Origin of the sequence: Magnetococcus sp. PR-3 (assembly GCF_036689865.1) — a bacterium.
In the GTDB taxonomy this organism is placed as follows: domain Bacteria; phylum Pseudomonadota; class Magnetococcia; order Magnetococcales; family Magnetococcaceae; genus Magnetococcus.
The window spans coordinates 74,775-87,427 of sequence record NZ_JBAHUQ010000022.1 but is presented as its reverse complement, the minus strand read 5'-3'; the positions used below and the strand labels follow the sequence as shown (position 1 = coordinate 87,427).

7 protein-coding genes are annotated in these 12,653 nt (G+C 49.2%); 4 read left to right on the top strand and 3 right to left on the bottom strand.

Going from position 1 to position 12,653, the window contains the following annotated elements:
* Positions 1-59: 59 nt before the first annotated feature.
* The gene (locus tag V5T57_RS13475) at positions 60-554 is read right to left on the bottom strand and encodes a helix-turn-helix domain-containing protein (protein WP_332891753.1); all 495 of its coding nucleotides are present in this window, start codon (positions 552-554) and stop codon (positions 60-62) included.
* Positions 555-1,456: 902 nt separating this feature from the next.
* Between V5T57_RS13475 and V5T57_RS13470 the strand changes: the two genes are divergently transcribed.
* Both V5T57_RS13470 and V5T57_RS13465 read left to right on the top strand, forming a co-directional pair.
* Positions 1,457-1,666: an HP1242/YdcH family protein gene (locus V5T57_RS13470; RefSeq protein WP_332891752.1), complete on the top strand. Its 210-nt coding sequence runs from the start codon at positions 1,457-1,459 to the stop codon at positions 1,664-1,666.
* A 252-nt stretch (positions 1,667-1,918) separates the two neighbouring features.
* The gene (locus tag V5T57_RS13465) at positions 1,919-6,790 is read left to right on the top strand and encodes an NAD-glutamate dehydrogenase domain-containing protein (protein WP_332891751.1); all 4,872 of its coding nucleotides are present in this window, start codon (positions 1,919-1,921) and stop codon (positions 6,788-6,790) included.
* A 144-nt stretch (positions 6,791-6,934) separates the two neighbouring features.
* On the opposite strand, the gene V5T57_RS13460 is transcribed toward V5T57_RS13465, so the two are convergent.
* Positions 6,935-7,507, bottom strand: a complete 573-nt coding sequence (locus tag V5T57_RS13460; protein ID WP_332891750.1) for a class I SAM-dependent methyltransferase — start codon at positions 7,505-7,507, stop codon at positions 6,935-6,937.
* A 21-nt stretch (positions 7,508-7,528) separates the two neighbouring features.
* A complete protein-coding gene (gene lpdA / locus V5T57_RS13455) occupies positions 7,529-8,923 on the bottom strand; it encodes a dihydrolipoyl dehydrogenase (RefSeq protein WP_332891749.1) in 1,395 nt (464 codons plus the stop codon).
* A gap of 295 nt (positions 8,924-9,218) precedes the next feature.
* On the opposite strand from lpdA, the gene V5T57_RS13450 reads away from it, so the two are divergent.
* Entirely contained in the window at positions 9,219-9,473 is a 255-nt protein-coding gene (locus tag V5T57_RS13450) for a hypothetical protein (protein WP_332891748.1), read from the top strand.
* A gap of 455 nt (positions 9,474-9,928) precedes the next feature.
* A complete protein-coding gene (locus tag V5T57_RS13445) occupies positions 9,929-12,571 on the top strand; it encodes an SUMF1/EgtB/PvdO family nonheme iron enzyme (protein ID WP_332891747.1) in 2,643 nt (880 codons plus the stop codon).
* Positions 12,572-12,653 lie beyond the last annotated feature (82 nt).

Genomic DNA, 12,653 nt, shown 5'->3' with positions numbered 1-12,653 from the left:
AAAAAACGGATGGGCTAATGCCCATCCGTTTATATTCTTCTTTGATAACAGGTGCATTTTTACATGCCACTAACCTGACGTACCATCCCCATATTTCCATAGGTCTGCAGGGCACTGATAGGGCGTCCCAGTCGACCTTTAGGCTCCAGCGCCACCACGTTATCAGAGAGCTCATCAATAATGGCCTGGACATCTTCACGAGTTAAACGACGATCTCGATGCAGCTTAGTGCTACGGGTCACCAAAGGCTCAATGAATTTGATCCGGCGCATGGCTGTGGTTTCATTCACACCAAACCAGCTGCCAATGAGTTGATAGGTCACACGAGCACGGAAATAGAGCATTAAGGCCAAAACATGGTTTTCTAAGTCTGGCAGGCAGTAAGGGCGCCCGGATACTTTTTTCCGGTTCATACTACGGTCCCAGCTTGGACGTAGAGTTTCAATTTCAAGCTGCATCTCTTCGACGGTTAACCCCAAGAGCCGTTCAAAGAGCTGGGGGTTACGCTTGAGAATTTGATAATTAAAGACGGTAGAAGGGCGCACTGCATACATGTTTTATCTCCCAGTTTCGTCGCCCATATTTTAAGACTTGGGGGGGCGTCGATGTGTATCGCTAACTCAGAAATTTCTGAGGAAATCCCGTGTTTCATTAGGGATATACAGGGCAGAAACCGGGCCAAATTATCACATTTTCTAACATTCTAACTTTTCCATATACTTAAACTCATGATCCTGCATATCACAGAACATATGGACCCCTGTTAGGAGTTGAGCAACTTTTCTTTCCTGCATTATTATATATATATTTTACATAGCCTTAATGCTGTTTCGTATGCTAATCACTATGCGTTTTCTTACACCCCTTTAAAGGTCCCAACATTTCATATTTTTAAGTCGCCTACCTGCTCAGACTTCAACCTGCTGTCTGGGTCAATTTTGATCATTAAATGATGATTTATCTTTGAAGAAAGGGAAATCTCTTGATGGGGTGTAACGAGCCCGTTATCATCTATAGGTATGAAGATGAAAATATGTAGAAATACGCTTTATCCAGCAAAACGCTCCGCAGGTGGCTGCCCATGACTGGCGATCGTATGCACCAGACTTATGCGCCCATGTTCTCCGAACAATCGGAGCCACGATTGCACCCATTTTTCCAAAAAGCACTAAAACACGGGTATCACGCTCCCACCAATTTTGCGATTGGATGGGCGTTTGGTATGCACACTTTTAGCCTTTTTGTTACCAAAGACAGTAAGCCAAGTCGTTCATGCTTTACCTTAACCCCTAGGCTGTCTGAAATGTGGCACGTGTTAGAAAAAACCCGCAGACCTATGTGCAACTGCGGGGCAAACGGTGGCAACGGCATGTTCCGTTACCACACCAGAACCCATCTTTTTTAGTGTCGATCCCCTTCAAACAGGATCGATAACACTTGTAACCGGGAGGTTCCCATGTTTGAAGATCAGTTGCAGGCTGTTAACGAGTTAATTTCAAGCAATAGCGAGTTCAAAGCCCTGCACGACAGACATCATGAGCTGGACGAAAAAATCTCTGAGCTGTCTTCCGGCCCCATTGATGACTTCACCCTGGAAAAGATGAAAAAAGAAAAATTGATGTTGAAGGATCAAATGGCCTCGCTGCTGGCTGAGCACACCCAATAATTGGTCCCATAAAAAAGGGAGCGCCATGCGCTCCCTTTTTTTCCTCAATCACTGGAACTTGCCCCCCACTATAAAGGGTCAAATTTCTTGTATCCATAAAAACAAACTATCGGTTTATTGATTTTTTTCATCATAAACCGTATGTTTTTCCTGTTTTTCTGGGAAATGATTTCAAATTCCCCTATGTTGGATTGTACAAAATAAAAAAATAACATAACCATCAAAATTGGTATTGGTCAGGAGGAAGATCCCATGTCCAAAGGTAACGCTTCCCTTTTTAATCCAGAAACCTGGGTCGAAAGTTCGGTTCTGCCTGAGCTGGCAAAATCCGACCACACTCTGGCCAAGAATTTTTTGGTGCAAGTACTGGATGACCTTTTGGCCAATCAGTCACTTAACCGTGCAGCATGGTGCGATGTCACAGCCATGGGTCATCTATTTGGGCTGTTTCAAGCCCATTTACTGGCTAAATCAGATGCCGTCAAACTTCACGTTAGCCAACAACAACTCCACGACAGTGATCTGGAAGATGTCGTTTCTGTTCAAGAAGGCACCCGGATTTTCATCCATCTTCACGATACCCCGTTTATTCTCGATACCGTCCGAAACTATCTAAAACAGAGCAAGCTGACCATCTACGCCCAGGCGCACACAACGGTACACGTTAAACGTAACCGTGCGGGAGAACCCTCTGCTCTAACAGCGCGGGACAGCCGTGGGTTCCGTCGTGAGATGGTGATCCTTATTTTAACGGAAATGGTTGATGATGAGCATCTGGCCAAAATTCAGGAAGAGCTGCAGGCTGTTCTGACCTCCGTCAAGCGTTCTGTCGATGATTTTGAACAGATGCAAAAACAGGTATTGGAGCAAGCGCAACATCTGGATGCCGATCAGTTAACAGAAGAGGCTGGCTTCTTCCGTTGGATGGCCGATGAGAACTTTGTCTTCATGGGCACCCGTTCGATCATTGCCACAGCTGATAAATTAAAAATTGATCAATCGATCCCTTCTCAAGGGGTCTTACGTGGGCGGGACTCTAAAGATCTTTTAGATCGCATTATGCCCGGTATGCGGGAGGAGATTGAACAGATCCTCAACTTACTGGTGGAGCGTCATGGTCAAGACAAGACCCCCAAACTGGCCGTTGAGTATTGTGAACACGGAAAATCGATTATCTATGCCTCGGAAGGTGTCGACTTTGTTGTTCTACTCCGCCCCCCCTGCAAAGACCAACCAGACCCTGTGCTTACCCTTATTTTAGGCCGTTTCTCACGAACAGGCTTGGCCAGTCGAGCCTCCGGTATCCCCATCTTATCCAAACGTCTTGAAGAGACACTGGCACTATCAGGGTATTCAGAGGGCAGCTATTTACACCATGAGTTCCGCAGTCTTTTTGACCGTATGCCCCTGCGTGAGCTGTTCTACTCCAATAGCGAAGTGATCACCGACCAGATCAAACAGGTTCTGGTCATGGAAGGGGATAACGATGTGCGGGTTTTGGCTCGACTGGGCCACTATGGAAACTATGTCTCCGTACTCACAGCCATGGCCCGTAGTCGCTACCATCCCCGTTTGGAAAAACAGATTGCTGCACTCTACTCCAAGCAGTTGGATTTCCCCATCTCATCAGTAAACAGTACCGCCAGCGGTTCGGTACATACCGTGGTCTGTTATGCCAACCATGAACCGGGTAAGCCTTTTGGGTTTAACCGCACCGCCATTGAAGCCCAAGTACGCCGCTTGGTCATGACATGGGAAGACCACCTGCGTGAAGAGCTCTTGGCAGACTATGCCCCGCGGATGGCTTTTCAACGGTATAACCGTTACAGCAGTGCCTTTACCGTACTCTACAAGGAAGCCACACCGCCCAGTCAGGCGGTTATGGATATTGAAATGCTCGATAAGCTGGTGGAAGGCGCTCCCTTTACCAGCCGCGTTGCCCACTACCCTAGCGGTCAGGTATTTATCAAACTCTACGCCCGCACACCGGCTATGCTGACCCGCATTGTGCAGACCTTTGATAATTTTGGGATCAGCTGCCTTCATGAATTTTCTTCCGCTGCAACACTGGAAGATGGCAGCAGCCTGACCATTCAACGTTTTGAAGTCGGCGGTAGCAGCGCCCAGCTCAATAGCCTTCTTAACCGGGCTGATCTGTTCTGTGAAGCGCTGGATGCGGTTCAGGATGATGCGATCCTGGATGATAAATTAAACAAACTTGCTTTGATTCAGGGTTTTCACCCTAAAGAAGTGATGTTGATGGTGGCACTGCGTCAGTATCTCTTACAGATACGCCCTGAGCTTTCGACCAAAAAGCTCAATCGCGTGCTACTTGAGCACCACGCCTTAGCCAAGAACATTCTCGCTCTGTTTATTGCACGCTTTGACCCGCTACTGGAGCGGGGACGTAAAAAACGCATCAAGGAAGTCCTGGACGGCTTGGAAGAAGGATTGCAAAAAGTTAGTAATCTTCAAGATGATCAGGTTCTGCGCGCCCTTGCCAATGTGGTTGAGAGTATTTTACGTACCAACTTCTACCAAGTTGGTGGCAGTAACGGCATCTCTTTGAAGATAGACTGTTCTGCCATTGACCAGATGCCTTCACCACGCCCTTGGCGAGAGATTTTTGTACTCAGCCCCCATATGGAAGGGGTGCATCTGCGTGGTGGTCGGGTGGCTCGTGGGGGGTTACGCTTCTCGGACCGACTGGAAGATTTCCGCACTGAAATCCTTGGGTTAATGAAAACCCAGATGGTCAAAAACAGTATTATTGTCCCCATTGGCGCTAAAGGTGGGTTTATTGTTCCCCGTATTGGTGAAATTGCCCCTAATAAGCGCAAGGGCTGGGTTGAAGAGCAGTACAAGAGCTTTATCCGTGGCCTGTTGGATATTACAGATAACCGCGTGGATGGTACCATTGTACATCCAGATGACGTCATTCGTTATGATGAGGCTGACCCCTACTTGGTGGTGGCCGCTGACAAAGGAACCGCAACCTTCTCCGACATCGCCAATGGTGTTGCAGAGGATGAGTATGGTTCCTGGCTGGGCGATGCTTTTGCATCCGGTGGATCCTATGGATATGACCATAAAAAAGTAGGCATTACCGCACGGGGTGCATGGGAGTGTATCCGTCTGCACTTTGCTGAACAGGGACATGATATTGATCACGACCCCTTCACCGTTGTCGGCATTGGTGACATGAGTGGTGATGTGTTTGGTAACGGGTTGTTGGCGACCCGCCAGATCAAACTGGTCGGTGCGTTCAACCATATGCATATCTTCCTGGACCCTGATCCAGATACCGAAAGCAGCTATGAAGAGCGAGACCGGCTGTTTAAGATGGGGCGCTCCACCTGGGAAGATTACAATCAGACTCTGATCTCTGAAGGCGGTGGGGTCTTTAACCGCTCGGCAAAAGCGATCACCCTAAATAAAACCCTGAAAACACTGCTGGACACCAAGGCGGAATCTCTGTCTGGTGAGCAGGTCATCCAGAAGCTGCTCACCTCTCGTGTGGATCTTGTTTATAACGGTGGTATCGGCACCTATGTGAAGGCCCGTTCAGAGACCCACATTGATGTCTCTGATAAAGCCAATGATACCGTGCGGGTGGATGCCCACCAGATGCGGTGCCGTATTATTGGTGAAGGGGGCAACTTGGGGGCCACCCAGAAAGCACGCCTTGAGTTTGCCATGGCCAAGGGTCGGGTCAATACCGATGCTGTGGATAACTCTGGCGGTGTGGACATGAGCGACCATGAGGTGAACCTAAAAATCCTCTTCGCGCACCTGGAGCAAATTGGTGAACTCCCCTCCCGTCAGGCTCGCAACGACCTTCTAGCCCACCTCACAGAGATTGTTGCAGAACAGGTATTGGAAGATAACCGCCTGCAACATATGGCCATTAGCCGTGATGAACTGCTCAGTAGCCGCACGCCAGAAGTGTATCTAGAAGGACTGGATATTTTGGAGGCGGTGGCTGGGCTTAATTTTGAAGAGGAAGATGTACCAGTACGTGAAGTGTTGACAGAGCACATGGAAAACCAGCCCATGCCCAGACCCCTGCTGGCCATTATGCTCGGTTATACCAAGCTGTTTGCCTATAGTGAACTGTTAAAAAGTGATGTCGTTGATCTGTTCTTCTTCGAACGCTATTTGGTGGATTACTTCCCACACCAGGTCGCCAGAGACTATGGCCAGGAACTGACCAAACACTTCCTTAAACGTGAAGTTGTTGCCACCAGCATCACCAACCGGGTGGTCAACCAGACAGGTGTTGGTCCTTTATTGGCAACCTACAACAAGGTTCGCCGTGCGCGCACAGATGTTCCACCACTGCCCATTTTGTTCAAAGCTTACGTTATTGCTGAGAATATGGTCGATGCCCCAGCCTTCCGTGCTCAAGTTCATGGGCTTGATAACAAGGTCTCCGCCGCGGTCAAGTATCAGGTCTTGGCAGATATGGAGGCTGTTCTGCTCCATTTGGCAGCCTGGATGCTTACCCATCTTTCCAGTGACCGCATTACCGTTGATGTGATCAACCTCTACGGAAAGGTAATTGGCGCCTTCCAAGAGCGGTTGTGGGACTCCCTGCCCGATCTACTTTCACCAGACCGTGTGAATGAGCATGGTAAACGCCGTAAACAGCTGGTTAAGATGGGGCTTTCTGAAGAGCTGGCAACAGATACAGTGCTTCTACCTTATATGAAAGATGCCATGACGATCTTACATATTAAGGAGGCCCTGCATGTACCCTTTGAACCGGTTGGGCATCTCTATATTCGCGTGGATGACTACTTTGGGATCTCGTGGATTGAGGAGAATTTACAGCAGATCCGCCACCGAGATATCTGGGGCCGCATGAACTTGGAAAATGTGCGTAAAGAGCTGTGGGAAACCCGCACCCGACTGGTGAAAAAAATCATCTCCTTCAAACGTCAGAACGAATCGGTTGGAGATGCCTTCCAGAGCTATATTAACGAGGTAACTGGGGCCAAAGATGAGTATATGGCGCTCTATTCTGAGTTAAAAGCACAGACCAAGCATGATCTTCTCCCCCTATCTGTTCTGGTCCGTAAGCTCAGAGAGCTACTGCTGCATGAACAAGTAGAAGAGTATTAAGAGAACAAGGCTGGGGGTCGGTGTGCACACAACTGGCCCCCAGCAGTTATCTATCCAGCGTGACACTTCCAAACCCCATTAAAAAGCCAGCTGCTGAACCCTCAACCGTGCTTTCCTGGGTATGAGCCCCATCACCATCTGTAACTATGGGGTGGGTTTGACCACCTGCCACAGAATATCCATCTCTTTAATCACATTCACATGACGCTCAGCCTCTTGCTGAATTTCTTGCGAGGTCATCTCTCCGGCACGTAATTTGGCATCCCATTCTGGGCTGTAATAATAAACCACCCGTTTGATCTCAAAATCCACATCCAGTATATGTGCAAGAGGGGTATTACCAAACCCTTGGGCAAGCCATGAATCGATCTGTTTTTTAGAGAAAAGAGCCAGCCCTTCAGGCAGTATCGGCCTAACATGAGTAGGATCCCCAAGATAATCCTTGTGCCAAGGGTGCGGCACACGAATCTCAATTTGCGCACCGTCACGACATACCCGGTAGAGCTCCTGAATAATACGAAAGAAGGTCTGACTCTCCCGCCCCAAATGTTCCATAACATGGGACAGAGAAACAGCATCAGCACAACTCTCCGGCCACGGCCAGGGGAAGGTTTCTAAATCATGACGAAGATCGGGAGATCCGTACAGATCGACATTGATATAACCGGGGAGCTTTCGTGCCCCACACCCCAGGTTTAGTTTGATTGGCTGATCCATCTCTACACACCCTTATTCGTGCTACACATGCAGCGGTTTATCTGTGGCCGCCAATAATGCTTCATGCAGAGCCTCCCCAAAGGATGGGTGTGGCATAACCATCTGGTGAAGAAGCTTCAAACCATCTTCAGCCATCATAGCTGTCATGGCAGGAAGAAGATGTTCAGCCCCTGCGCCACCAACCACATGGGCCCCTAAGAGTTGATGACTCTCAGCATCGGTCACCAATTTAATGAGACCATCCGTCTGCCCTTGTGCTTTAGCGCGCCCACTGGCCATAAATGGAAACTGACCACACTTAACCTGATGACCTGCTTGCTTGGCCTGTTGTTCGGTCAACCCCACCATTGCCAACTCCGGGTCGGTATAAACCACAGCAGGCATCGGCCCCATGGGGGATAAGGGCTGGCCAGCCAAAAACTCAGCAACGCGCACACCTTCTGCAGTTGCCCGGTGGGCCAACTGCGGGCCGGGAATCAGATCACCCACGGCATAGAGACCCGGCAAGGAGGTGGCATAATTCTCATCCACAGACAACCGCCCCCCCTCTTGTTTAACCGCTAAGGCCTCAATACCGGCCACACGGGGTTCTGCTTGACGTCCAACCGCAACTAAAACGCGGTCACCATCCAACATCAAGGTCTCCCCTTTCGCATTTTCACAGGTCACCGCGGCACGATCTCCACCGCGAACCACCTTTATCACGTTATGATTCACCAAAAACTCAATACCATGCTGCCGCAAACCTCGTTTGGCGGTACGGGCGATGGTGGCATCCCACCCTGGAAGAATCTCCTTCTGCGCTTCAATGACCGTAACCTGCGCCCCAAGCCTTACCCAAATAGAGGCTAACTCCAACCCTACAGCGCCCGAGCCAATGACAATTAAATGCTCAGGGACACGGGTTAAGGCAATGGCCTGTTGAGATGTAATAACCACCTCACCATCAACGGGCATGGCGGATGGTACCACCGGTCTACCCCCTGTTGCCAAAAGTACCGATGTGGCTTTTAGCTGTTGCGATAGCCCCTCTTGAGTCAGGGTAACTTCTCCCGCCCCTGTGAGGGTTGCTGTGCCCTGCTGATAGTGGACCCCATATTTTTTAAAGAGACTCAAAATGCCTTTGCGCAAATGCTCAACAACCGCCTCTTTGCGCCCTTGCATGCGGGCAAGGTTGACACGCATCTCCCCAACTTCAATACCATGTTGATCCGCTTGATCACGAATTTGAGTGTATAAGTGGGTTGAAGCCAACAAAGCTTTAGTTGGTATACACCCAGCGTTTAGGCATGTTCCACCTGGATGTGGTGCTTTTTCTACACATAAGACAGAGAGCCCCAGTTGTGCCGCACGAATGGCAGCAGGATATCCACCCGGACCAGCCCCAATCACAATCAGATCCCATTGCTCAGACACACGCTTTCTCCCCGATTAAATCCAGACCTCTGTCGATCAACAGGCGGGCAATCCTTTAAAGCCATGGACGACATATTGACCCCATTATCCCCATCATGCAGTATGAAAGGTAGGGAACATGATTTTAAAACCTATTTTTCACTTTTTTCGAAAAACTGACTAAAGATTTTCGTACAACAACCGATACTATTCGATGAAGGACACTCTTTTACGCAGATTATTCGTTGCAAACTTTCTGTGTTCTGCGTACATTCATGGAAGAAGTAACCCTTAATACCGATGAAAAGGTGTCATCATGAGCGTTCAAGGCACAGGACAGATCCTGGATAACGCCGTCAATCGTGGCGAACAAAAGATTACAGATGCTTCAAAAGAGGCCTCTGCTGAGGTTCAGGGTGAGCGTATTCGCTCAACAGGTCAGCAGGAAGGACAACGGGTTGCTCAAGAAGCCCAATCAGACTCAGGGTCCTACCGACTGACCATCTCGGAACAGGGACGTGCTATGCAAAAAGGGGAGATGTTACACCCCACTCCACGCATGCTCCGCTGAACACTTTTGCCACACAAGCTGTTTCAACGGTTGCTGCATACAGATCGCCACACCAATTTGGGGTGGCGATCTCTTGTATTTAAGGGGTTGAATGTAGGGGCAACCTATGAAATAACAACGGGGTAACTTAGCATAGCTTTGAGGCCTGCATAGACAGACCTGACAGGTATTTAGCCACGCATTGATCACCTATTTTTATGTGCCTTAACATATCCATAGAGCCATGGCACACCATATGGGTATAAATCAAACGATCGTACCTGAAAGCGCCCCAGCCCTTCACTATGCTGACGTGTTTAGAAAATAATGATCTGAAAGGCCATCCTTTCATTGACTGGAATTGACGTATGCGACGTTTTGGGATTTTTTCTTCCAAGCTGAAAACACCCTATCTTTGGGCTTTTTTTCTCGTAGGTGTGTTCTGTATAGGTACTCTACAACCACTGCAAGCCTCCATGCGCTTGGAACCATCGCACTTAGCGGAAATTCTGGAACAAGCGCGAACAGATGTGGCCAACCAACGCCTCTCCACGCCGGTTGGGAACAACGCCCTTTATAAAATCCGTCGCATCCTTGCCCATCAGTCGGATCATCCAGAAGCCTTAGAGCTACTGCGTCAAGCGGCTCACATCTATGTTGATCTCTCTACAGCCCTGATTAATCAAGGCAATCCTGATGGTGCCGTCAATTATGCTTTTCTGGCACTTTCTCTATTTCCAGAAGATGCCAAAGTACGCCAGCTTGAGCGAGATTTATCCCCCTCCTACCGAGAGATGGTCAAACAGTTTCGAAGCAGTTGGATCGCAGAAACACTCTCCAATGGGGACATCAACCTGACGGAAGACCGTTTGACCCGTCCCGCTGAGCGAAATGCACTCTACCGTTACCGTCAGGTGCTGGAAATTGAGCCTGAAAACAGCCGTGCTTTAAAAGGCATGAGACGGGTTGCAGACCGTTTACAGCTTTTAAGCCAAGAGCCCGGCTTGAACAAACAAACCGCTCGCTCTTTAGCCGAAAAAGCGCAATGGATTGAACAAAACCATGCTGCGTTACCTCAATCTGCTCACCCTAAATTGAGGAGCAAAGAGGTTGCGCCACGACCACGTCAGGAAGCCCCACAACCAGCTGAGGCCGTGTCAGTAAAAAAACCAGCACCCAATAAAACCCAACCTTTAAAGCGCACGACTGACCAAGCACCGGCCCAAGAGGCGAAAGCTGTGGTCAACAACACCACAGCAACCACGCCTCAATCAGCCAAACCAATCAAGGTCGACCCTTTAAAGAAAGAGCAGATCTCTAAACTTTTACAAAAAGCGGAAAAGTCCATGCAACGGGAACGTATGACCGTTCCTTACCATTTAAGCGCGCTTTTCCATTTTCGTCAGACCCTGGAACTTGATAAAGATAACCGTCAAGCTAAAGAGGGCATGCAGCGAATTGTTTTACATCTCATAAAACTGGCCAAACAGAGCCCGGATAAACACACGGCTGAGATCTATATACGCCGCGCGCACAGTATTTTGCCTCAACATCCCGCAGTGGTGCAGGCCTTATTCCCAACAAAAGCCAAACCTAAAGATGTTGTAAGCGAGCCTGTTAAACAGCCAGAACCAGTGGTCGACCCTCCGCAAAAAGCCAATAACTGGGTACCCAAACTGCTGAACGAAGCCGAAAGATATTTGGCCAATGATCGCCTAACCCGGCCTAAAGGTAAAAATGCGTTGTTTCGTTTTAGGCAGGTATTGGAGGTTGAGCCGAACAACCTTGTGGCACAAACCGGGATTAAACGTGTTGCAGCCCGTTTACTCAAACTGGCCGAGCAAGAGGTCCTGACCACCCCCAAACGGGCTTTAAAGTACCTGCGTAAAGCTCATCTGTTGGATGGTGGCAACTCGGATATTATCGATTTTTACAACCGGATCTCTCAACTCCCGGAGCTGGCGGGCTCCCCGCCCCTGGCAGGTATGGCATCACCGGTTGCTGCACAGAAACAGATCCCCATAAAAGCAGAACCTCTGGATGAAATGGGGCTGTTCCTTAATAAAGGTCGTGACGCGCTGTTTAATGACCGCTTAACCATGCCCCCCCGTAGAAATGCACAATTTTACTTTGCGCGCATCCTACAACTGGACCCAACCAACCCAGATGCTGTAGATGGCTTAAGGGGTGTATCAGACCGCTTGGTTGAACTGGCACAACGCGCAGGCACCAGCATGGTTAAAAAACGTATGATGCTCGAAAAATCACGGGCCATATTAAGTATGATTGGGGATAGTGAAGTCACACCGATCACTACCACTACGCCCCCCCCACCCCCCGAGCAAACAGCTCAAACCGCAGCGCCCAACACACCGGCCACGCCCGTAATCGCGCCCAGTCAAACAAGTGCACCTGTGCAAAAGCTGGAAAGCTGGACGGAAGAAAAAACAGGGATGCGCTTTATTCACCTTCCCGCAGGCTGTTTTAATATGGGTAGCGATCAAGGTGAGGATGATGAAAAACCCATTCACCGAGCCTGTATTGAGAGTTTCTGGATGGGCCAGTTTGAAGTCACCCACAAACAGTGGCGTATTATTATGGGGGTTAGCAGCAACCCTTCCAAAAAAGCCATCAGTGGGGATCACCCCGTCAATGACATATCCTGGATCGAAACCGGCGAGTTTATTGAAAGACTAAACCTCGTTTCAGGCCACACTTTCCGCCTGCCGACCGAAGCAGAGTGGGAGTATGCATGCCGAAGTGGTGGTAAAGATGAAATTTGGTCTGGCAGCAACATGCCACACCAGGTTGCTTGGATTAATCTTCCCGGTGAACAGCTATCCACGACACAACCTGTGGGACGGAAGACACCCAACGGCTTTGGCCTTTTTGATATGTCAGGTAATGTTTATGAATGGGCTGAAGATTGGTACAACACCAACTTCTACGCCAACGCCCCTGAGCGCAACCCCATCAACCGTAAAGAAGCCAGACACCGTATTCTGCGTGGTGGCGCTTGGATTACCAAAGCTAAGCAGTCCCGCTGTACAGACCGTGAATGGCTAGATCCCAATGGGCGTTTTGATGTAACGGGCTTCCGTCTGGTCTGGGTCCAATAGAGTAATTACTCAGGTTTGGGGAACCGTTAGCATGAATCGGCAATCATAGGGTATACAACATCACTAACAGAATAGGGCTCGG

Coding starts and splice junctions, on each gene's coding strand:
- V5T57_RS13475 (WP_332891753.1), bottom strand. CDS start 554: ATGTATGCAGTGCGCCCTTCTACCGTCTTTAATTATCAAATTCTCAAG.
- V5T57_RS13470 (WP_332891752.1), top strand. CDS start 1,457: ATGTTTGAAGATCAGTTGCAGGCTGTTAACGAGTTAATTTCAAGCAAT.
- V5T57_RS13465 (WP_332891751.1), top strand. CDS start 1,919: ATGTCCAAAGGTAACGCTTCCCTTTTTAATCCAGAAACCTGGGTCGAA.
- V5T57_RS13460 (WP_332891750.1), bottom strand. CDS start 7,507: ATGGATCAGCCAATCAAACTAAACCTGGGGTGTGGGGCACGAAAGCTC.
- V5T57_RS13450 (WP_332891748.1), top strand. CDS start 9,219: ATGAGCGTTCAAGGCACAGGACAGATCCTGGATAACGCCGTCAATCGT.
- V5T57_RS13445 (WP_332891747.1), top strand. CDS start 9,929: ATGCGCTTGGAACCATCGCACTTAGCGGAAATTCTGGAACAAGCGCGA.